This is a genomic window from Tessaracoccus oleiagri (genome assembly GCF_900103275.1).
Taxonomy (GTDB): Bacteria; Actinomycetota; Actinomycetes; order Propionibacteriales; family Propionibacteriaceae; genus Arachnia; species Arachnia oleiagri.
In genome coordinates this window covers 262,374-284,104 of record NZ_FNGP01000001.1, presented here as the reverse complement: position 1 = coordinate 284,104, position 21,731 = coordinate 262,374, and the positions used below count along the sequence as shown (strand labels likewise).

The window sequence follows — 21,731 nt, the reverse complement described above, 5'->3', positions numbered from 1 at the left end:
TGCGTGTTGGTTGCTGATCCGTCCCGCATTTTTGCGACCATGGGAGCCGAATCGATGGCACGAAAGTACCGGGAGTGGGCAACGTGGGAAAGATCAGATCAGCATTCGTGACGGGCTTGGCCGTCGCCCTCGGGCTGGGCGGCGCGACCGTCGCCGGCCAGGCGGAGGCGGTGGGCCCCAACTGCAAGGTGGGGGTGACCACCGACCGTTACGTCGAGGTCGAGACCGTCCCGGAGATCACCGTCTCCCTGACCGACTGCGGCAGCGGCAGCCTCGTCGTCGACGTGCGCTCCAGCTCGAGCACGCGCAGCGTGAGCCTTGGCACGGTCGTCGACGGCGAGAAGAACGTCATCCTCGAGGGTGTCAGCGACCTGGGCAACTATGACGTCCGCGCCCGCGTCGACTCGCTCGCCACCGCCTGGACCCCCATCACGATCATCAGCTGGCCCACCGCCCACAGCGCCGGCTGGAAGCCGGTCGGCCAGACCACCTACACCTGGGGCCGCTTCGACACGACCACACCGTTGACCGTGTGGACCGAGGTGAACACCCCCAACGGCTGGTCGCGCTCCCAGCAGACCACGACCGACGCCAAGGGGAGCTACACGATGCCGCTGACGTACGGGGCGAACACCCCGGGCGTCTACCAGTGGCGCGTCGGCGGCCGTTACCCCTCCGGCCAGGTCTTCTACTCCGACCCGTTCATCCTCGAGCGCATCCAGAGGGCCACGGCGTCCTCGGCCGGCGTCAAGGAACTCGGCGCCACCACCTACGTCTGGGGCAGGTTCGACGTGAGCGTCCGCACGGCGGTCTGGACCGAGGTGCAGACCCCGAGCGGGTGGTCGCGCTCGCAGACCGCCACCACCACCAGCAGCGGCAACTACACCATCCCCCTCACCTACGGCGCGAGCACTCCCGGTGTCTACCGGTGGCGCGTCGCCGGTGACGTCGACTCCAAGACCGTGCTCCGGACCCCCGAGTTCTCGTTCCGTCGTGTGAAGTCGCCCTCGATCTCCACGGCGGGCGCCAAGCGCGTCGGCGAGGAGACCTACGTGTGGGGAAGCTTCGACGGCACCGGCCAGCCGATGACCGTGTGGACCGAGGTGCTGACCTCGAACGGCTGGAGCCGCTCCCAGACCGCGAAGACGACCGACTCGGGCTTCTACAGCATCCCGCTGACCTACGGCTCGAACCTCGCCGGCACCACCCGCTGGCGCGTCGTCGCGCAGTACCCCGAGGGCATCCTCTCCACCGTCGAGGCGACGCTCCGCCGCTACTGACGGCGCGCCGGCGTCGACTAGCATGGGATCTCCGACGACGAACGGAGACCCATGCTTCGACCGGCCCGCGACGAGGACCTCGACGCCATGCGCGCCTGGCGCAACCATGACGAGGTGCGCCGGGTGTCGCTGACGCAGCACGTGATCACCCCGGAGGAGCACGTCGGCTGGTGGGAGCGTACGAAGGTGGACCCCACCCGCGAGGTCCTCATCTACGAGCGCGACGGCCTGCCGTCCGGCGTGGTGACGTTCTTCGACATCGAGGACGGAAAGGCGTGGTGGGGCTACTACCTCGACAACGCCGGCCTTGAGGAACGCGGCGCCATGTTCCCCGCCTGGATCTCGATCCAGCGCGAGGCCGTGAAGTACGCCCGCGACGTCCTGGGCCTCACGCAGCTCGACGGCGAGACCCTCGCCAGCAACGCATCCGCCGTGGACTTCAACAGCCGCCAGGGCTTCGTCGAGGTCGAGCGGTACCCTCGCGAGGTGGGTGGCGCGACCATCGAGGTCATCCACTCGCGCAAGATCTTCGAAGGGAAGTGACGATGGCTGACTCCATCGCAATCGGCGGCGTCCCCGTCGGACACGACGCCGACCCGTTCATCATCGCGGAGATGAGCGGCAACCACAACGGCGACCTGCAACGCGCCCTGGACATCGTCACGATGGCCGCGGAGGCCGGCGCGCACGCCGTGAAGCTGCAGACCTACACCGCCGACACCATCACGATCGACGCGGACACCCCGTCGTTCCGGCTCTCGGAGGGCCACGAGCTCTGGGGCGGCCGACGCCTCTACGACCTGTACGACGAGGCGCACACCCCCTGGGAGTGGCACGAGACGCTGTTCTCCCACGCGGCCGACAAGGGCATCCTCGCGTTCTCCAGCCCCTTCGACCCGACCGCCGTCGACTTCCTCGAGAGCCTCGGGGTGCCGGCGTACAAGGTGGCCAGCTCCGAGATCGTCGACCTCCCGCTCATCCGCAAGATCGCCGAGCAGGGCAAGCCGGTCATCATCTCCACCGGCATGGCGTCCATCGCCGAGATCGACGACGCGGTCAAGGCTGCGCGCTCCACCGGCAACGAGCAGATCGTCATCCTGAGCTGCACCGCGGACTACCCGGCCGATCCCGCCTCCGCCAACCTGCGCTCCATCCCAGTGATGGCGAACGCGTTCGACGCGCTCGTCGGCCTGTCGGACCACACCATGGGCATCGGCGTGCCGGTCGCGTCCGTCGCGTTCGGGGCGGTGCTCGTGGAGAAACACGTGACCCTGTCGCGCAACGACGGCGGAGTCGACTCCGCCTTCTCGCTCGAGCCCGACGAGCTGGCCGCCATGGTCCGGGAGACTGCCGTCGCGCGCCTGGCGCTCGGCGAGGCGCGCATCGGCGCCAAGGAGTCGGAGCGCGAGGGTCTGCGCTTCCGCCGGTCGCTGTTCGTGACGCGCGACGTGCGGGCCGGGGAGAGGGTCGGCCCGGACAACGTCCGCTCCATCCGCCCCGCCGGCGGGCTGATGCCCGACGAGTTCACGAAGGTCGAGGGCCGCGAGTTCCGCGTCGACGCGGTGAAGGGCACGCCGCTCACTTGGGACCTCCTCTGACCCGCCGCTGACCGCGACGAAGGACGTGCGCCGCACCCGTGGACCGGGGCGGCGCATATCTTTCGTCTCGGGTCAGTTGCCGGAGCCGACGGCCTTCTTCACCGCCCGCTTGGCGATCCGGAGGACGCGACGAGGGGTCCGGAAGGTGCCGGAGGAGTTGCGCAGCCGCTCGAGGTCGAGTTGGGCTAGCGACAGCTGCGATCGCAGGGAGCGGATGGTCTCGTTGTTGCGGTCGATGGCCGCGACGAGGCTCTGCACGTCGAGCTTGGAGAACGGGTCCGCCGCGTCGGGGGCCGGCGTGATGAGCTGGGCCGCCCGTGCAGGGCTCACTGTGTGCAGCCCGGCCATGATGCCGAGGTGGTTCAGGATCCGGGCGTCGCTGTAGCCGGCGGGCCAGAGGTGCCGCCAGTTGCGGCCCCGGATCAGCCCGACGAGTTCGCCCAGCGCCTCCCACCGGTCGTCGCCGCCGGTCCTGGCGGCCGCGAGGGGACTGAACTCCCAGTCGCCCCCGTCGTTCCTGCGTGCCACGTTCAGGCCGAGGGAGGCGGTGCCGGGAGCTGAGGGTCCGGCGAAGGTCGCGCTCCAGTCGGCGATGAACTTGCGCACGCCCGCCATGTCCTGGGCAGCGCTGAGCTCGGCGAAGACGACGAACGCGGAGCGGGCGTCGTCCGGGAGGCGGGTGTCGAGCGCGACGACGCCCCCCTTCTCGGCCAGGTACAGCGGCGCCTCGAGCGGTGCGCGGAGCCCGCGCGTGACGAGCCAGCCCGACGCGTGGTCGGCCAGGCGGCCGGCGCGGGCGGCCGTGGCGAGGATGTAGACCGGATCGGGGCCCAGCAGGGGCGCGACGCAGGCGCGCTGCGCGAAGGCGGCGTGGGTGGCCTCGTCGACGGAGCCGGGGTCGGCGAGGACGGTCGGCTGTGCCGACGGCCAGGTGACGTGCACGGCCGAGCCGGCGAACGCGTCGCGACACTGCTCGAGCGAGACGGGACGGGACTCGTCGAACGTGGCCATGACGTTCCAGGCGTTGTCCGAGCGCTCGGTGCGGGGGTTGTGGGGGCTGATCAGGCGGTGGATGCCCAAGTCGTTCTCGACCCACATCACTACGGCGGCATCGGGGCGGCCGAGCGCCAGCACGTCGTCGGCGACCTCGCGCCAGGAGCGCGACTCGCTCTCGAGCGGCAGCACCCGGCTCGCGTCGGCGAGGCACAGGACGGTGTCGAAGACCTCCGCGTGGTCGAGCAGCGATCGCGGGTCGCCGCACCACACCTTCGCCGACGGCAGCGCCTCGCCGATGGCAGACGCGTCGACGATGCCGCGCACGAGGACGTGCAGCTCGTCGGCCGCCCCGGCCAGGGCCTCCAACGTGACGGTGGGGGTCCAGCCGACGACCAGCGTGCGCCCAGCGACCTGCGGCAGCAGCAGCTCGCTCCAGTCCGCGTCCAGCAGCAGCTTCGGCCGGTCCGTCCAGAACTGCGAGGCGCCACCGATCAGGGTGACGTTGTCGGGGTGTTCGAGTTTGACGATCTTAGCCATGCTGCCATCCCAGGAGGTGTGCGAGTTCTTCCGGCGGCACGAGCAGATCCGCGCCGAGTTCGAGTCGTGCGAGTTCCTCCGCCGCCGCGCGGTCGACGTTCTCGCCGAACATCCAGGGCCACCAGGCCTGGAACAGGGGCTGCCCGTCGAAGCCGTCCTTGACGGCGGGGAACTCCATGGGGTCGCCGTAGACGCCGACCTCGGCGCCGGTCAGCGCACCGTAGAAGACCGCCGTCGACAACCGGTTGGAGGCCACCTTCTTGTGGCGGCGCAGCTCAGCAAGCTGCTTGTGGAGGAAGAAGCGGTCCGTGTCCTTCCAGAGGGTGCCGCGGTGGCCGTGGCAGATGACCCGGAAGCCGGACTCCTCGTAGAACCGGCGGACGGTCGGGTCCTCGTATTCCACGTAGTAGAGGCAGACGGTGACGTCGTCGCCCTCGACGTCGCGGATCTGGTCGATGAGCACCTGGTGGTCGCCCTCGACGGACTCGAAGTCGACCGTGCCGTGGAACGGGTACCAGATGGTGCCGTGGCGCTCCTCGTCGGGCACCGGCTCCATCGCCTCCAGGTATGCGAAGGGGGCGCCGATCACCAGGTAGTCGGACCAGCCGATGGCCTCGCCGCGGCGCCGGCACACGTCGGACCAGGCGAGCTTCGGGCGGCCGACCGGCGGCTTGTGCGCGGCGCCGAACCCATGGACGAAGGTCCAACCGTGCTGGATCACACCCTCCACCGGGGGCGGATTCTCCTCGTCGAAGCCGCACCACCGGGCCAGCGCGTGGGCGTGGCCGTACCAATGGTTGCTGGAATCCATGGGCGCCAGTGTAGCGGGGGCCCGGCGGGGGCCCTCATCGTCGCGAGCCGCGCCCGGGGGCGGCGTTCGTTAAGGTGAAGCAGGCATTCCCGCCGCACCCATCAGGAGCACCATGCCGCCACTGCTGAGCGTCATCGTCCCGGCCCACCGCGTGGCCGAGTACCTTCCGGCGTGCCTGGACAGCATCCTGGGCAGCACGCTGCGCGACCTCGAGGTGGTCGTCGTCGACGATGGTTCCCCCGACGAGACCGGCGCCATCGCCGACCGCTACGCGCAGCGCGACTCCCGGGTACGGGTGCTGCACACGCCCAATCAGGGGGTCGGGCCGGCCCGCGACGATGGCGTCCGGGCAGCGACGGGGAAGTATCTCGCCTTCGCCGACAGCGACGACCTCGTGCCGGAGGACGCCTACGAGGCGTTGGTCGGCAGCCTGGAGGTGACGGGGTCGGACTTCGCCGCCGGCAACGCGTGGCGACTGCTGCCCGACGAGGGGCTCGTCCCCTCCTGGGTGCACAAGGACGTGTTCGACGAGGACCGGCCCCGGACCCACCTCCGTGCCTTCCCGGCACTCGTGCGCGACCGGATGGTGTGGAACAAGGTCTTCCGGCGCAGCTTCTGGGAGCAGGGCGGGTACACGTTCCCGGCCATGCGCTACGAGGACTACCCGGTGGCGATCCGCACGCACCTGGACGCGCGCAGCGTCGACGTGCTCAGCAGGCGCGTGTACATCTGGCGCCAGCGCGCGGGCGAGGGCTCCATCACGCAGCAGGCGCTGTCCGTGGACAACGTCCGGGACCGCATCAGCTCGGCCGAGATGGTGCTGGACATGGTGGCGTCGGAGGACGAGCAGGTCCGCGACCTCGTCCACGCGCACTTCGTCGCAGTCGACATGACCACGCTCGCGCACGCCATCGCCGCGGCGACGGGCCGGGACCGGGCGGAACTCCGCGTGGCGGCCGTCGCGTTCGCCCGACGCGTGGCCCCGCGTTTCACGGGCGTCACCCGCTTTTCGAAGGTGGTCTACCGTCTGCTGCGCGCGGGGCTGCCGGAGGCGGCGGCGCAACTCACGCGGTGGCGCGACCTCCGGGGTGTGCTCGCCGGGCGGCGCCCGGGGCCGTCGGCGACGAGCCGGGCCGCGGGGTCGCCGTCGCCCGATACAGTGGAGCGCCGCGACCCGCCCCGCCTAAGCTAGGAGAATCATGGCACCGCTTCTGAGCGTCATCGTTCCGACCTATGGTGTGGGCGAGTACCTGCCCGCCTGCCTCGACTCCCTCCTCGCCAGCACGCTCGAGGACCTGGAGGTGATCGTCGTCGATGACGGCTCCCCGGACGAGAGCGGTGAGATCGCCGACGACTATGCCCGCGTCGACCCGCGGGTGAAGCCCATCCACAAGGAGAACGGCGGCGTGGGCGCTGCCCGGAACACGGGCGTGGCCGCCGCCACCGGCAAGTACATCGCGTTCGCGGACCCCGACGACCTTGTCCCCCCGCGGGCCTACGAGCTCCTGGTGGGCAGCTGCGAGGCCACCGGTTCGGACATCGCCGCCGGCAACGCCTGGCGGTACATCGAGGGCAAGGGCAACGTCCCCTCGTGGACGCACAAGGACGTGTTCGCCGAGAACCGGATGAAGACCCACATCCGTGAACTGCCCACGCTGATCCGCGACCGCATGCTGTGGAACAAGGTCTACCGGCGGAGCTTCTGGAACGAGCACGACTACGTGTTCCCCCACATGCGCTACGAGGACTACCCGATCGCGCTTCGCGCCCACATCGACGCGCGCAGCGTCGACGTGCTGAGCGACAAGGTCTACCTCTGGCGCCAGCGGGTGTCGGAGACCTCCATCACCCAGCGCTCCCTCGACCTCGACAACATCCACGACCGCGTGAAGTCGGCCGACATGGTCCTCGACACCGCCGAGAAGGCCGGCGGCGAGATCCGCCGCCTGATCCACGCGTACATGATCGACATCGACCTCGTCACCCTCGCCACCGCCATCCCCGAGGCGGAGGACCCCGGGGACAAGGCCGAGATCGAACGACTCGCAGTGGGGCTCGCCAGGCGGTTGAGCCCCGTCGACGACGGCCCCGAGACCATCTCCCGGCTCATCCACCACGCGCTCAGGCGCGGGGACACTGCTACGGCCGGTCTCCTCGCGCAGTGGCGGGTCACCAAGAACAACCGCGAACTCCTCACCGGCCTCGCGCACGGAAAGTCGCTGGGCATCCTGCCCGCCGTGGCTCGGGTCCTCACCTCCGCCCGACTGAGGCTTCCCCAGCTGCGCGAGCGCAAGCTGAGGGTCCGCCTGATGGAGGTCTCCCGCGCGCACCACTCGTCGTCCTTCCAAGTGGAGGTCAACATGCGGCGCGTGTTCCTGGACAAGGCCACCTTCGACGCGGCGCTCGCCGGCGACGGCCGGGGCGACATGCCGCTCGAGAGCCGGGTCGTCGCCATCAATGGGCAGCGGGCGACCGTGGAGATCGAGTTGCCCGACAGCGCCGTGGCGGCGCTGCCCGACCAGCCGCTGCAGCTCGTCGTGACCGCCCGAATCGCGCCCGCGACCTGGCGCGGCGCGGTGAACTCGCCGCGCGACAAGCACCCGCTCCCGTTCGAGGTGGCGCCGGGCCAGTGGTGCGTCATCTCGCACGCACCGAAGGCGGAGGCCTCCACCTGGGTCCGCCGCGTCACGGAGGACTACCTCGTCGACCTCGAACTGGAGGACGGCGAGCTGCGTGTGAGGCTCGATCCGCGGCACCAGCGCGTCGCGATCGTCCGGCCCGCGCCGAGCAAGCCGCTCATCCGCAGGACCATCGACGGGGTGGCCACCTTCGAGCTGGACCAGGTGCTGAACGATCCCGCCGACGACCCAGTCAGCGGTCGAGCCTTCCGGGACATCGTCGCCCTCGAACCGGAGGCGGCCGCGAAGCTGCAGCCGGGCGGGCTGGACGCTGCGCGCCTGGTGAGCGAGGTCACCGGCGCGAAGGACGAGGAGGCGACGGGAGGGAGCGCGGTTCCGGTCACACCCGGCGAGCTCACGACGGACGTCGCCGCCGGGACGGACGAGACCGAGGACGACGACGCCGACGAGGGCGGCCTCCAGGCGAGGCTTCAGCGCTCACTGGAGCGGACGGGCATCACGCCACTGGTGTTGCGCGACTTCACCGAGACGCCGCTGGTGTGGAGCGAGCACGTCGTGGCGCTCCACCGTTCACGCACCGGCACGGCCGAGCTGTCGCACCAGCTCAAGGACCACCTGCCCCGCTGGTGAGCCGGCTCAGGAGGCGAGCACCTCGGCCAGCGTCTCTATGACGCGGGTCTGGTCGTCGTCGGTGAGGTCGGCGAACAACGGCAGGGACAGCTGCTCGGAGTAGAACCGCTCGGCGTTCGGGCACATGCCGCGCTTGTAGCCGAGATCCTCGAACAGCGGGTGCCAGTAGACGGGCAGGTAGTTGACCTGGACGCCGATCCCGCGCTCCCGCATCTTCTCGAACACCTCGCGCCGCCGGCCGCCGAGGATCCGGGCAGGGTAGAGGTGCCAGATCGGGTCCACCCCGTCGCGGATCCTGTGGACCTCCACGCCGTCGATGCCGGCCAGTTCGCGCTGGTAGCGGTCGAAGATCTCACGCCGGCGCTTCTTGAACTGCTCGAGCCTGGCCAGCTGCGAGATGCCGAGGGCGGCGTGCACGTCGGAGAGGCGGTAGTTGAGGCCCCACTCGTGGACCTCCTGGTGCCAGGGCCCCTCGTCGGGGTAGCGCATGCGTTCGCGGTCGCGGACGAGCCCGATGAAGTGGAACTCGTGGGCGCGTCGGCCGAGGTCCTCGTCGAGCGTCGCGACGGCGCCTCCCTCTGCGGTGGTCATGTTCTTCGTCGGGAAGAAGGAGAACGTGGTGAGGTCGGCGACGGAGCCGATCGGCCGTCCGTCGACCAGCGACCCGATCGAGTGCGCAGCGTCCTCGACGGTCAGCGCGCCGTTGGCGTGCGCGATCTCGTTGAGGCGGTCGATTTCGACGGGCTGCCCGGCGTAGTCCACGCCGGCGATGATCTTCGTCGCCGGGGTGACCGCCGCCTCGACGGCCGCGGGATCGATGTTGGCGGTCTCGTCGATGTCGGCGAAGACGACCTTCGCGCCGGTCGCGAGGGCGCCGGAGGCGGTGGCGACGAACGTCATCGGGGTGGTGATCACCTCGTCGCCCGGGCCGGTGCCCGCGGCGGCGTAGGCGATGTGCAGCGCGGCGGTGCCCGACGTGCAGCTCACCACGCGGGCGGCGCCGGTGAACTTCTCCAGCTCCTCCTCGAAGCGCGCGACGTAGGGTCCGGTGGTGAGCCACTCACCGCGCAGGACTTCGCTGACCGCCTCGACGTCGGCCTCGTTGATGGACTGGCGACCGTAGGGCAGCATCGACGTGTCAGACCTCCGTCGCGAGGATGTTGATCATCTCTTCGCCGGTGAACCAGAGGTCGTTCCGGTCGGACGTGTAGTGGAAGCCGTCCGGGACGGGCTTGCCCTCGGGGGCCTTGTAGCCCCAGGTGGCGAGGTCGGGCTGCAGGACGTAGCGGTCCTCGCTGATCTGCAGCGCGCGGCGGCCCTCCTCGGCGGAGATCATCTCCTCATGCAGCTTCTCGCCGGGGCGGAGGCCGATCTCGTGCATCTCGGCGCCCGGCGCGACGGCCTGGGCGAGGTCGGTGATGCGCATCGAGGGGATGCGCGGCACGTACAGCTCACCGCCCTGCATCAGCTCGAAGCTGTCGAGCACGAACTGGACGGCCTGAGGCAGCGTGATGAAGAAGCGGGTCATCCGGAAGTCGGTGATGGGCAGCGACTTGCCCTCGGCCGCCAGGCGGCGGAAGAACGGGATGACCGAGCCGCGGGAGCCCATGACGTTGCCGTAACGGACGACGGAGAACCGCGTCGGGTAGGCGGCGGCGTAGTGGTTGCCCGAGATGAAGAGCTTGTCGGCGGTCAGCTTGGTGGCGCCGTAGAGGTTGATCGGCGACGACGCCTTGTCCGTCGAGAGCGCGACGACCTTCTTCACGCCGGCGTCCATGGAGGCCTCGATGACGTTCTGCGACCCCAGCACGTTGGTCTTGATGAACTCGCCGGGGTTGTACTCGGCGGTGTCGACCTGCTTGAGCGCGGCGGCGTGCACGACGTAGTCGACGCCGGTCATCGCGCGGCTCAGGCGGTGCTCGTCGCGGATGTCGCCGATGAACCAGCGGAGGCGGGGGTCGTCGTTGAACATCTGCCGGACTTCGTACTGCTTGAGCTCGTCACGGCTGAACACGACGATCCGGCGAGGATTGACATCCTGCAACAGGCGACTGATGAACGCCTTGCCGAACGAGCCGGTGCCGCCAGTGATGAGGATCGACGAATCTTCGAGCAGGCTCACGAAAGCTCCTATGGAGGGACGATTGGGTCGAACGGTCGGTTCGCACCTCCCGCCATCTGGGCACCTTACCATTTGGAGCTATGAACCCTTCGGTGAGCGAGTCCCTCCACGTCGGAATCCGCTGCGACGCCACGGCGCGAGGGGGGACCGGGCACCTCGTCCGGCAGACCGCCCTTGCGGAGGAGCTGCAGGCCCGCGGGCACCATGCCACCTTCTACGGCGAGAGCGACGTGGAGTGGGCCGGGCGCCTCGTCGCTCGTCTCGGACTGGAGTTCGTGACCCCCGAGTACGACTTCGCGGCCCAGGTGCGCGCCGACGCCGTCGACGCAGTCATGATCGACGGGTACCCGTTCCCGGCCGAGCTCGGCGAGGCCCTGCGCGCGTCGGGGCTACCCGTGGCCGCGATGGTCGACGGCGACTTCGGGCGCCACCAGGACGCGGACCTCTACGTCGACCAGAACCTCGGCTCAGAGGATCCCGGCCTGGCGAACTGGCTCGTCGGGCCGGAGTACGTGCTGCTGCGCGACGTGGTGCGGTCGAGGCGCGACGTGGCGCGCGCCCACAGCGACCCGCCGCGGGTGCTCGTCGTGTTCGGCGGCAGTGACCCGTTCGGTGGCTGCCCGGTCGCCGTCGAACTGCTGGCGTCGACGGGCCTGCCGATGCACGTGGTGGCGGTGGCCGCATCGCCGGAGCGCAGGGCCGAACTCGAGGCGATCCCGGTGGTTGCGGGCCAGTCCCTGGAGGTCGTCGGCACGCAGGACGACCTCCCCGGGCTCGCGCTGACCTGCGACTTCGTCGTGAGTGCCGCGGGGTCGAGCGTCTGGGAGTTCGCCTGCCTCGGCATCCCCACCGGGCTCGTGTGCGTCGTCGACAACCAGGTGATCGCCTACGAGGCCGCGACGAGCGAGCTCGCCGTCGCAGTGGGGCAGCTCGACCGCCTCCGGCACAACGACGCCGCCCGTGACGCGGCCCGGTCGGCGCTCGCCCGGCTCGTCGAGGACGCCGGCTGGCGCGCGCAGCTCAGCGAGGGCGGGCGGCGGCTCGTCGACGGCGACGGTCGCGTGCGGGTCGTCGACGCGATCGAGCGGCTGGTGCGGCGGTAGTGTGACGCCATGCGCACGCGAGTCGTCATCCAGTCCAGGCTGTCCTCGTCCCGATTGCCCGGCAAGGCGTTGATGACGGTGGGCGGCATGCCGCTGATCGAGCTCGTCGCGCGTCGCGCGTCGCGGACCGGTTTCGGCGTGGTCGTGGCCACGAGCGTCGAGTCCTACGACGACCGGATCGCGGCCCAACTGGAGCCCACCGGCATCCGCGTGATCCGGGGTTCGCTCGACGACGTGCTGTCGCGCTTCCTCACCGCCACCAGCGACATGGACGACCGCGATCGCGTCGTCCGCCTCACCGGCGACAACCCGGTGACCGACGCCGCGCTCGTGCAGGAGCTCATGGACGCCATGGACGAGAGTGGGCGGGAGTACGGGCGCGTGGACATCGACGTGGTCCCCGAGGGCCTCGGCGTCGAGGTCTTCAGCGTCGGGATGCTGCGCAGGGCCGGTCGGGAGGCGACGGACGCCTACGACCGCGAGCACGTCACCCCCTGGATCCGGCGGCACACCGACGAGCTGCTCTTCGCCCCTCAGCGCAACCCGGGGTACCCGGCCGTCTACCGGGCGACGGTGGACTGCCTCCACGACTTCACCCGGGTGGCCCGGCTGTTCGACGGGTTCGCCGACCCGGTCGACGTGCACTGGGCGGACCTCATGGACAGCCTCGTCGGGCAGGTGAAGTCGCTCGGCCCCATCGCCAAGGAGGTGCCGAAGGCGTCGCGGCGGCTCACGTCGCTGATCCTCTCGGTGACGAACATCGGGCTCAGCGAGAGCGACGCCACCAGGCCCGGTTGGGGCATCCGCGAGGTCTTCACCCGCGCGGTGGAGGCCGGCATCAGCGACGTCATCTCCACCCCCGAGGACGCGCTGATCGTCGCGGCCGGTCTGCTGCCGATGCTCAACAAGCGCATGGGCGTCTCGCTCGTCCTGCCGCCGCTGCGCGACGAGGAGGCCCCCGCGGACCACCTCCGGTACCTGATCGAGAAGACCCGGGCGGAGGGTGGGGCGTCGGGAATCCGCACGGTGTTGCTGGACTGCTCCGACGTCGAGTGCGGTGACGGCCAGGGGCTACTCGACGTGTTGCAGGCATACCGCGAACGCGGGATCGTGAGCGAGCTCGGCATCATGCTCGCGCCCGGTTGCGAGCTGACCCCGGACTCGGCACCGCTCATCGACGTGGTGGCCGCCAGGATGGGCGACGACCTGACTGGACCCTTGGGTGAATGGTCCGCGGCGGGCCGGGTCACGATGGTCCTGGCGGAGCACGAGGACCCCTACGAGGTCGGGACCGTCATGCGCAGCGGCGTGATCGATGCGGTCGCGGTGTCGCCGCGCAACGTCCGCGAGCTCACCTCGCTGCTCGCCGTCGTCTGAGCCACGCAAGACGAAACGGGTGCCGGTCGAATCGACCGGCACCCGTTTCCGTCGCGACTGATCAGTACCAGCCGTTGCGCGTCCAGAAGTTGTAGGCGCCCTGGTAGCCACCGTAGCGCGAGCTCACGTAGCTGTACTGCCACTTGAGGGCGTGCACCGGGTCGTCCCAGTTGGAGCCGAGCTTGGAGCACGGGTAGGCCTGCGGCAGGCCGCACGCGCCGGAGTAGGGGTTCACGGCGCGCGGGTTCCACCCGGACTCGCGCGAGACGATGTAGTCGGCGTACTGCCACTGGCTCTGGGGGACGCCGGCCGCGCTCAGCCAGTCGTACTTGCCGCCGCTCAGCGTCGGCGCGGTGCGCGTCAGCGTGAAGGAGTTGGTGCGTGCGATGTGGCCGTCCGAGTAGCGACCGGCGACGCGGAACGTGTAGCTGCCGGCGGTGTCGGCGCCGTAGGTCAAGGGGAGCGTGTAGGCGCCCGTGCCGTCGGCCCGCGTGGTCTGTGACCGCGACCAGGTGCCGGAGCCGGTCTGGACCTCGGTCCACACCTCGATGCCGCCGCCGTCCTTGAACGTGCCCCACGCGTACGTGGTGGCGCCCACGACCTTGGAACCGGCGGAGTTCGCGGTGGCCTGACCGCCGAAGCGGACGAAGTCGAACGGGTCGGAGTACGCGACGGCGCCGGACTCGTGGCGGCTGCCGACGCGGAAGGTGTAGGTGCCCGCGGTGTTGGTGCCGTAGGTCAGGGGGAGGACGTAGCCGCCGGAGGCGTCAGGTGTGGTGATCTGGGACACCGACCAGTCGCCGCCGACCTCCACCTCGGTCCAGGTCTGGACGCTGCCGGGGTCTGAGGTGCCGCCCCAGGCGTAGGAGGTCACACCGACGTGGCGCTCGCCGGCACTGGAGACGTCCGGCTCTCCGATGCGCGTGAGCGTGAACGACCCGGTGTAGGCGACCGTGCCGTCGGCGTACTGGCCGCCCACGCGGAACTCGTATGAGCCCGCGGAGCCGAATCCGTAGGTGAGGGGCAGCACGTAGTAGCCGCTGGAGTCGGTGGTGCCCACCTGCGAGCGCGACCATGCACCCGAGCTCAGTTTCACTTCGGTCCACACCGTGATGTTGGCGCCGCCGGCGAAGGTGCCCCAGGCGTTCGTGTGCTCACCGGCCGGCTTCACGGAAACGTGGTTGACCGTCGGTGCGGGGGCTGCGGCTGCGTCGAGGGGCATGAGGGAGGCGCTCGTGGCCGCCATGATGAGCGTCATCGTCGCCGCGCGGAGGCGCTGGGAGGGCTTCATAAGGATCCTTCAAATTTCCTAAGACTTCTCAGTGATTCCTCAGGATTACACGTGGATCTTGAATTTCCAAACACTCTTTTCTCAGGGCCGTCCCGCGAGGGCGTCCCGGCGCACGCAAAAGTGGGCGCTCCCCGGAGGGAACGCCCACTTCAGGACGGGTTTCAGCGACCGCTCACCAGTAGACGACGACCTTGTCCCCGACGCGCACCTGGTTGTAGATCCGGTCGAGCGTGACGGCGTCCCGGACGTTGATGCAGCCGGCCGAGCCGCCGATGTAGCCGTTGCTCATGAAATCGGCGGAGTAGTGCACGGCCTGGCCGCCGCTGAAGAACATGGCCCACGGCATCGGGGTGCCGTAGATGCTTGACACGTGGTAGCGCGACTTCCAGCCCACCTGGAACTGGCCCTCGCGCGTCTCCATGCCGACCCGGCCGAAGCGCACCTCGACGGTCTCGATGATGCGGCCGTCGATCATCCAGTGCATCGTGTTGGTGGTCTTGGAGGCGCACATCACACGCCCGGTGAGGCACCGGCTGTCGAGGCCGAGCGCCGTCCGCGTGAGCGTGAACTCCCGCGAGCGGGCGATGGTGCCGTCGGCGTACTGGCCGACTACGCGGAAGCGGTAGGTGCCCTGCACGTTCGTGCCGTAGGTCAGCGGCAGCGTGTAGCTTCCCGTGCTGTCCGTGCGCGTCACCTGCGACTTCGACCACTTGCCGCCCACGTAGACCTCGGTCCACGCGCTGATGCCGGGGCCGGCGTCGAACCGGCCCCACGCGTAGGTGGTCTGCCCGACGGGCTTGGTGCCGGCGCTCGTGGCGGTGGGCAGGGCCAGGCGGCGCAGGGTGAACTCGCTGGTGCGCACGACCGAGCCATCCGGGTAGCGGGCGGCGACGCGCCAGCGATAGGTGCCGGGGGTGGTGGCTCCGTAGGTCAGGGGGATCGTGAACGAGCCGTCCGACGTGCTGGTGCGGGTCTGGGAACGCGACCACTTGCTGCCGAGGAGCACCTCGGTCCAGGTCTCGAGGCTGCGGTCGGTGTCGAACCGTCCCCAGGTGTACGTCGTGAGCCCGACGAGCTTCTGGTTGGCGGACGCCACCGTGGGCCGACCCAGTCGGGTGAGCGTGGTGGTGTCGGAGGCGGTGCCGTTGATGACCGCCCTCAGCTGGTAGGTGCCGGCGATGTCGGTCTGGCCAGAGAGCCGGATGACGTAGCTGCCCGTGCCGGTGGTGGTGACGGCCCCGACGCGGACCCAGCCGGTGCCCACCCTTGCTTCGGCGACGATCGTGCCCGCCGAGCAGTCCCGGACGCTGCCCCAGAGGTTGGTGGCGTAGCCGGGGGCCTTGACCTCGGCCGACGCCGCCGTGACCACGCAGGTGGGAGTCGGGGCCGGGGGCTCCTCGACGGGGGGCTCGGCCTCGGCGGACGGCGACGACGGGGCGGTCGGCTCCTCCGTGAGGGTCGGCTCCTCGACCGCCTTCGGCGAGACGCCGGCCGTGGGCGACACGGAGGCCGTCGGCTCCGGCGTCGGTGCAGCGGTCTCCTCCGCCAGCGAGGCGGGTGCCGTGGTGGCGATCAACGCCAGGGAGACGGCAGCCGCCGCAGCGATGCGGCGGTATCTGCCGGCTACCCGTAACTGTCCAGTTCTCATGAGTCACTTCCCGCTTGACGGAACACGATCCGGGTCAGCATCGCATCGCGATGCGTCGACCCACAAACCATACGATTGAAAGTGGTCGTTTGGTTGCGTCGAGGGTGGGAAAGCTCAGTCGGTGCCGGAATCCATGGCCGAACGCAGGCCTGCCGCATCGATCTCGTCGTCGGCCGGGCTCGCGCCCAGTTCCGCGATCGCCGCCTTGCCGCCCGCCTCTACCTCACCGATCAGGCTCGCGTGCGCGCTGCCGAGGGTGCCCTGAGCGGCGTACAGCTCGAGCTTCTCGCGGGAGTCGGCGATGTCGAGGTTGCGCATCGTGAGCTGGCCGATGCGGTCGGTGGGGCCGAACGCCGCGTCCTCCACGCGCTCCATCGACAGCTTCTCGGCCTGGTAGGTCAGGTTCGGGCCGCGCGTGTCGAGGATGGTGTAGTCGTCGCCGCGACGGAGGCGCAGGACCACGTCGCCCGTGACCGCGGAGGCGACCCAGCGCTGGATGGACTCGCGCAGCATCAGCGACTGGGGGTCGAGCCAGCGGCCCTCGTACAGCAGACGGCCCAGCCGGAGGCCCTCGTTGCGGTAGTTCGCCAACGTGTCCTCGTTGTGGATGGCTGACAGCAGCCGCTCGTAGGCGATCCACAGCAGTGCCATGCCGGGCGCCTCGTAGATGCCGCGCGACTTCGCCTCGATGATGCGGTTCTCGATCTGGTCGCTCATGCCCAGGCCGTGGCGGCCGCCGATGGCGTTGGCCTCCATCACGAGGGCGACCGCGTCGTCGTAGCGCTTGCCGTTGATCGCGACGGGGCGGCCGCGCTCGAAGCTGACGGTGACGTCCTCGGTGTCGATCCGCACCGACGGGTCCCAGTACTTCACGCCCATGATCGGCTCGACGGTCTCGAGCGACACGTCGAGCGCCTCGAGCGTCTTGGCCTCGTGGGTCGCGCCCCAGATGTTGGCGTCGGTGGAGTACGCCTTCTCCTTGGAGTCGCGGTAGGGCAGGCCGCGCTCGGTGAGCCACTGGCTCATCTCGTCCCGGCCGCCGAGCTCGGTGACGAACGCCTCGTCGAGCCACGGCTTGTAGATGCGCAGCTGCGGGTTGGCCAGCAGCCCGTAGCGGTAGAACCGCTCGATGTCGTTGCCCTTGTAGGTGGAGCCGTCGCCCCAGATCATCACGTCGTCGTCGGCCATCGCCCGGACCAGCAGGGTCCCGGTGACGGCACGCCCGATCGGGGTGGTGTTGAAGTAGGCGCGGCCGGCGGAGCGGATGTGGAACGCTCCGCAGGCGAGCGCGGAGAGCCCCTCTTCGACGAGTGCCGACTTGGCGTCGACCAGGCGCGCGATCTCGGCCCCGTACTGGGAGGCGCGGCCGGGCACGGACTCGATGTCCGGCTCGTCGTACTGGCCGATGTCGGCGGTGTAGGTGCAGGGGATCGCCCCGGCCTCGCGCATCCAGGCGACCGCTACCGAGGTGTCGAGACCACCGGAGAATGCGATGCCGACGCGCTCGCCGACGGGCAGGGAGAACAGAACCTTGGACACAGGGTCACCCTAACGGATGCCGCCCTGGTTCAGCCCTCCAGAAGTGCGTTTGAGATCCCCTCGAGCAGCTGGTCGTCGATGTCCGACTGGAGGATGATGAATGTCGCGCGGTCGCCGTTCAGCGCCGCGGCCTCCGACCAGGTCTGCCCCAGGTCCCGTCGCCCGAACCAGGTCCGCGACGTCTCGCCCAGCTGCTCCACGACGGTGCCCTCGCACAGCCCGACCTGCCGCTTGTACTCCTCGAAGTAGCGGGCCGCGGCGTCCTCGTCGGCGAATTCCATGGCGAGCACGATGCCCGGTGCGCCCTCGCGCTCGAGCGTGCCCTCGAGGACCGCGGTGGGCACCATGCCGGCGAGGTCCGGGGGCGCGTCGTCGCAGCCGACGGCGAGGGTGCCGGCCCCGCGGAGGACCGGGTCGACGGCGTGCACCCAAGTGCCATTGCCGAAGAACCCCTCGTCGGCGGAGCCCTCCTTCGCGACCCGCTCCCAGCCCTCGGGGACCGGCAGCACGGACTCGTCGAGGCCGCCCGTCGACGTGTCCGCGGGCCCGGTGGGCAGTTGCGGGTCGGGCACCGGCTCGGCGGTCGCGGTGGGGGAGGGCGACGGGCTCGTCGGCTCCGTCGATGGCGCTGGGTCCGGCGTGTCGGCCGGCGTGGCGCTGGTCGCGGTCGGCGACGGCGATGGGGCGGGCGCCTCGGAGGGCGCGCACCCGGCGAGCACCACCACGGCGAGGGCCGCGGCGACCCGTCGCATCAGGACACCTTCTGGAAGTGGTGCCAGTCCCAACCACTCTCCCAGCGCCAGCCGCGGGCCTGGAAGGCGCGCACCGGGGTGCTCGTCGAGTACAGCATCCCGGTCACCCCGGCGGGCCGGCTGTAGGCGTAGGTCGCGTTGGGGTACCAGGTGCCGGACGGGTCGCGGTAGGGGTTCTCGCGCGGGTTGATGTCGACAGCGATGCCGTAGGCGTGCGGCGACCAGGCGTACGGGTTGCCGACGACCTTCCGGCAGTTGAAGCCCGACGTGTCGTTCGCGGCCATCATCTTGATGTCGTCGCCGCCCCACACCGACGGCAGCCGCATCTGGGCGAACGGGAACCGGGCGTCGAACGACTGCTGCAGCACCGCCGACACCTGCGACGCGAGGTCGTCGCGGACGATGATCTCGCCGCGGCGGATGTTGCCCGAGTAGTCCCAGTGGTTGATGCGGATGGTGCTCAGTCGGGAGGGCTCGACGGGGCAGCTGCTCGTCCAGTACCCCGACACCTCGGCCGTCGTCGTGCGGGTGATCGACGGGGCCGCCGCGGCCACGCGTGTGAGCGTCGTCTCGGCCGTGCTGACGTTGCCGCCCGGCTCGTAGGTGGCGGTCACGCGCCAGCGGTAGGTGCCGGGCGTCGTCGCGCCGTAGGTGAGCGGGATGGCGTAGTAGCCGGTGGCGTCCGTGGTGCGGATCTGCGACGTGGACCACCCCGACGGGAGGAGCACCTGGGTCCGCACGGTCACGGGCTCCCGCACGTCGAACCGTCCCCAGGCGTAGGTGGTGAGGCCCACGGCCTTGCTGCCGGCGGTGGCGACGGTCGGGCGGGCGAGCCGCCAGAGCTCGAACTCACCGCTGCGCACGACCTGGCCGCCCGGGTAGCTGCCGGCGACCCGCCAGCGGTAGGTGCCGGGGGTGGTGGAGCCGTAGGTGAGCGGGATGGTGAAATAGCCGGTCGCGTCGGTGGTGCGGATCTGCGACGTGGACCAGCCGGTGGGGAGGAGGACCTCCGTCCACACCGTCAGCGGCTCGGTGGTCTGGAACCGGCCCCACGTGTACGTGTCGAGGCCGACGAGCTTGATCCCGGCGCTGTGGGCGGTGGGGGGCGGGGGCACGGACAGGGGTGCGACGGCGTCGGCCGCCGCTTCCACGGTGGGCACCACCGCCGGTGCCTCCTGCGGTTCCGCCGCCGGCGCGGGAGAGGGGTCGGCCTCTGGCGACGGAGCGGGGCTCTCTGCAGAGGGCTCGAAGAGGCTGGGCGTGGGGCTCGCGTCCTGCTCGGGGGACGGGCCCACCGTCGGCTCGGGGCTGGGGACAGCGCTCGGGCTCGCCGTGGGCTCCGGTGCCGGGCTCTCCACCGACGCGCCCTCGGACGGCGAAGCGCTGGGCGACGGGGACGGCGTCGGCTCCTCCTCCGCATGCGTCGGCAAGCTCAGCGTGCCCATCGCGACGGCGGTCAGGGCAGCAGCCAGGAATGTTCTACGCATCGTGTCCTCTCGGCGACGAGATCGGGGTTGGCTCACATCTCGAGGATGATCTTCCCGACGTTCTCGCCCGACTCAAGCAGTTCGTGGGCTCGGCGCACCTCGGCGAACGGGATGCGCGTCTCCGGGGACGGCTTCACCCGGCCCGAGCGCAGCATCGGCCACACCTGGCGCTCGACCTTCGCGCAGATCTCGGCCTTCTCCTCGGCCGGCCGGAACCGGAGCGACGTGGCGCTGACGGTCCCCTGCTTGCTGAGCAGGAGTCCGACGTTGAGCGTGCCCTTGACGCCGCCCTGCAGGCCGATGACCACGAGCCGCCCGCGCCGGTTGAGCGCCTTGACGTTGGCCTCGAGGTACTTCGCGCCGATGACGCAGAGGATCACGTCGGCCCCGCGGCCCTCGGTGGCCTCGCGGAGCTGGGTGGGCCAGTCGTCGTGGTAGTCGAGGACGATGTCGGCGCCGTGTGCACGGCTGTGCGCCAGCTTCGCCTCGCTGCCGCCGGTGGACGCCACCCGCGCCCCCAACGCCTTGGCATACTGCGTGGCGAACGTGCCGATGCCGCCGGAGCCGCCGTGGACGAGGAAGGTCTCCCCGGGCTTGAGCTCGGCGAGGTCGAGGTTGCTCACCACCGTGGCCGCCACTTCCAGCACGCCGGCCGCGGTGACGAGGTCGACGCCCGGGGGAGGGGAGATGAGCTGGCCCTCGGGGGCGACGAAGTACTCGGCGTAACCGCCGCCGCTCAGCAGGGCGACGACCTCGTCGCCCACCCGCCAGCGCTCGACGCCGTCGCCGACCTCTTCGACGACGCCGGAGGCCTCGAGCCCGATGATGTCGGTGGTGCCCTTCGGCGGCGGGTAGTGGCCCTGCCGCTGAAGGATGTCCGCGCGGTTGACGCCGGCCGCGACGGTGCGGACCAGGACCTCCCCGGGGCCGGGCGACGGCTTGGGTGCCTCGCCGATGGTCAGGGCCGACGCGTCCCCGGGTTCGTGTACGAGTACTGCCTTCATGCGCCCCACAGTGCCACATCGCCCGGCCCGCCCGGAGCCGTTGCCGGGCTATTCGGCGCGCTCGTCCCGGGCCGGCGCCGGCGTCGTGGGCCAGGGGAGGTGCCTGGGACTCACGAAGTGGCGCTCGGTGCCGTCGACGGGATCGACGAAGTGGAGCTCGCGCGCCAGCAGCCCGAGCGGTGCCGAGAAGTCGTCGATAGGCGTCGGCCGGACCTCCGGGTAGAGCGGATCGTTGTGCAGCGGGATCCCGAGCTCCAGGAAGTGCATGCGGATCTGGTGCGTCTTGCCGGTGACCGGCCGCGCCTCGTAGCGGCCCCACCCGCCGCGCTCCTCGAGGAGGTGGATGTCGGTGTGCGCATTCGGCTCGCGCTCCAACCGCTCCGCCTGCAGCACCCCCACCTCCTTGGTGAGGTGCGACGAGACGCGGACCGGGAACCGTAGCCGCGGGTCCACGGGGGCGACCACCTCGTAGACCTTCCGCGTCGTGGGCTGCCGGAAGATCGAGTGGTAGGCGGCGCGCCAGCGCTGCTCGGTGGTCATCAGCAGGACGCCGGCCGTGCCGCGGTCGAGCCGGTGGGCGGTCGAGAGCTCCGGCAGGTCGAGCATCCTCCGGGCCTTGACCACCGCCGACTGGACCACGTGCCGGCCCCGCGGGATCGTCGACAGGAAGTGGGGCTTGTCGAGCACCACGATGCGGTCGTCGCGGTGGATGACGGTCAGTTCGCCGGGGACCTCCGCCTCGTCGCGCAGTTCGCGGTGGAACCAGACGAAGGTGTGCGGCCGGTAGACCTCGCGCCCGGTCCAGGGCCGGCCGCGCTCGTCGACGAATTCGCCGCGCTCGAGCATGGCGTCGACGAAGTCGCGGGCGGGGCCGAGCTTGTCGAGCAGGAAGTCGCGCATCGTCGGCCAGGGGAGCG

18 protein-coding genes are annotated in these 21,731 nt (G+C 70.5%); 7 read left to right on the top strand and 11 right to left on the bottom strand.

Annotated features, from left to right (window positions below):
- The first annotated feature begins 83 nt into the window (after positions 1-83).
- From BLR46_RS01240 to pseI, 3 genes are read left to right on the top strand one after another with little or no spacing between them, the layout of a single operon-like run.
- Positions 84-1,280 carry a hypothetical protein gene (locus tag BLR46_RS01240; RefSeq protein WP_143008163.1) on the top strand — a complete coding sequence of 399 codons (1,197 nt, stop codon included), beginning with the start codon at positions 84-86 and terminating at the stop codon, positions 1,278-1,280.
- A 51-nt stretch (positions 1,281-1,331) separates the two neighbouring features.
- Complete coding sequence (locus BLR46_RS01235) at positions 1,332-1,823, top strand: GNAT family N-acetyltransferase (protein WP_093248205.1); 492 nt, start codon at positions 1,332-1,334, stop codon at positions 1,821-1,823.
- Positions 1,824-1,825: 2 nt separating this feature from the next.
- Positions 1,826-2,878 carry a pseudaminic acid synthase gene (pseI, locus tag BLR46_RS01230; RefSeq protein ID WP_093248203.1) on the top strand — a complete coding sequence of 351 codons (1,053 nt, stop codon included), beginning with the start codon at positions 1,826-1,828 and terminating at the stop codon, positions 2,876-2,878.
- Between the two features lie 72 nt (positions 2,879-2,950).
- On the opposite strand, the gene BLR46_RS01225 is transcribed toward pseI, so the two are convergent.
- Both BLR46_RS01225 and BLR46_RS01220 read right to left on the bottom strand, forming a co-directional pair.
- Positions 2,951-4,411 (bottom strand): hypothetical protein, encoded by a 1,461-nt coding sequence (locus BLR46_RS01225; protein WP_093248187.1) that lies wholly within the window; start codon positions 4,409-4,411, stop codon positions 2,951-2,953.
- Positions 4,404-5,222 (bottom strand): hypothetical protein, encoded by an 819-nt coding sequence (locus BLR46_RS01220; RefSeq protein WP_093248185.1) that lies wholly within the window; start codon positions 5,220-5,222, stop codon positions 4,404-4,406. The genes BLR46_RS01225 and BLR46_RS01220 overlap by 8 nt, the downstream gene beginning before the upstream one ends.
- A gap of 112 nt (positions 5,223-5,334) precedes the next feature.
- Here BLR46_RS01220 and BLR46_RS01215 point away from each other — a divergent pair, with 112 nt between their 5' ends.
- Positions 5,335-6,414, top strand: a complete 1,080-nt coding sequence (locus BLR46_RS01215; protein ID WP_093248179.1) for a glycosyltransferase family 2 protein — start codon at positions 5,335-5,337, stop codon at positions 6,412-6,414.
- 7 nt (positions 6,415-6,421) lie between these two features.
- Complete coding sequence (locus BLR46_RS01210; protein WP_093248177.1) at positions 6,422-8,491, top strand: glycosyltransferase; 2,070 nt, start codon at positions 6,422-6,424, stop codon at positions 8,489-8,491.
- 6 nt (positions 8,492-8,497) lie between these two features.
- Here BLR46_RS01210 and BLR46_RS01205 read toward each other — a convergent pair whose 3' ends face one another.
- Positions 8,498-9,622, bottom strand: coding sequence for a DegT/DnrJ/EryC1/StrS family aminotransferase (locus BLR46_RS01205; protein ID WP_093248167.1), 1,125 nt, complete (start codon positions 9,620-9,622; stop codon positions 8,498-8,500).
- Positions 9,623-9,629: 7 nt separating this feature from the next.
- Entirely contained in the window at positions 9,630-10,613 is a 984-nt protein-coding gene (gene pseB / locus BLR46_RS01200; protein ID WP_093248155.1) for a UDP-N-acetylglucosamine 4,6-dehydratase (inverting), read from the bottom strand.
- Positions 10,614-10,705: 92 nt separating this feature from the next.
- Here pseB and BLR46_RS01195 point away from each other — a divergent pair, with 92 nt between their 5' ends.
- On the top strand, positions 10,706-11,716 hold the full coding sequence (locus BLR46_RS01195; RefSeq protein ID WP_143008162.1) for a PseG/SpsG family protein: 1,011 nt from the start codon (positions 10,706-10,708) through the stop codon (positions 11,714-11,716).
- A 9-nt stretch (positions 11,717-11,725) separates the two neighbouring features.
- On the top strand, positions 11,726-13,093 hold the full coding sequence (locus BLR46_RS01190) for a cytidylyltransferase domain-containing protein (RefSeq protein ID WP_093248151.1): 1,368 nt from the start codon (positions 11,726-11,728) through the stop codon (positions 13,091-13,093).
- A gap of 61 nt (positions 13,094-13,154) precedes the next feature.
- Here BLR46_RS01190 and BLR46_RS01185 read toward each other — a convergent pair whose 3' ends face one another.
- From BLR46_RS01185 to BLR46_RS01155, 7 genes are all read right to left on the bottom strand, one after another.
- Positions 13,155-14,384: an aggregation-promoting factor C-terminal-like domain-containing protein gene (locus BLR46_RS01185; RefSeq protein WP_093248149.1), complete on the bottom strand. Its 1,230-nt coding sequence runs from the start codon at positions 14,382-14,384 to the stop codon at positions 13,155-13,157.
- Positions 14,385-14,556: 172 nt separating this feature from the next.
- Complete coding sequence (locus BLR46_RS15375; protein WP_245701435.1) at positions 14,557-16,032, bottom strand: L,D-transpeptidase; 1,476 nt, start codon at positions 16,030-16,032, stop codon at positions 14,557-14,559.
- Between the two features lie 114 nt (positions 16,033-16,146).
- Positions 16,147-17,571 carry an argininosuccinate synthase gene (gene argG / locus BLR46_RS01175; protein WP_093248147.1) on the bottom strand — a complete coding sequence of 475 codons (1,425 nt, stop codon included), beginning with the start codon at positions 17,569-17,571 and terminating at the stop codon, positions 16,147-16,149.
- Between the two features lie 29 nt (positions 17,572-17,600).
- Complete coding sequence (locus BLR46_RS01170) at positions 17,601-18,323, bottom strand: hypothetical protein (RefSeq protein ID WP_093248145.1); 723 nt, start codon at positions 18,321-18,323, stop codon at positions 17,601-17,603.
- Positions 18,323-19,810: a M15 family metallopeptidase gene (locus BLR46_RS01165; protein WP_143008161.1), complete on the bottom strand. Its 1,488-nt coding sequence runs from the start codon at positions 19,808-19,810 to the stop codon at positions 18,323-18,325. Before BLR46_RS01165 ends, BLR46_RS01170 begins: the two co-directional genes overlap by 1 nt.
- A gap of 32 nt (positions 19,811-19,842) precedes the next feature.
- On the bottom strand, positions 19,843-20,814 hold the full coding sequence (locus BLR46_RS01160) for an NAD(P)H-quinone oxidoreductase (RefSeq protein ID WP_093248141.1): 972 nt from the start codon (positions 20,812-20,814) through the stop codon (positions 19,843-19,845).
- A gap of 48 nt (positions 20,815-20,862) precedes the next feature.
- Complete coding sequence (locus BLR46_RS01155) at positions 20,863-21,714, bottom strand: pseudouridine synthase (protein WP_218118327.1); 852 nt, start codon at positions 21,712-21,714, stop codon at positions 20,863-20,865.
- Positions 21,715-21,731: the final 17 nt, after the last annotated feature.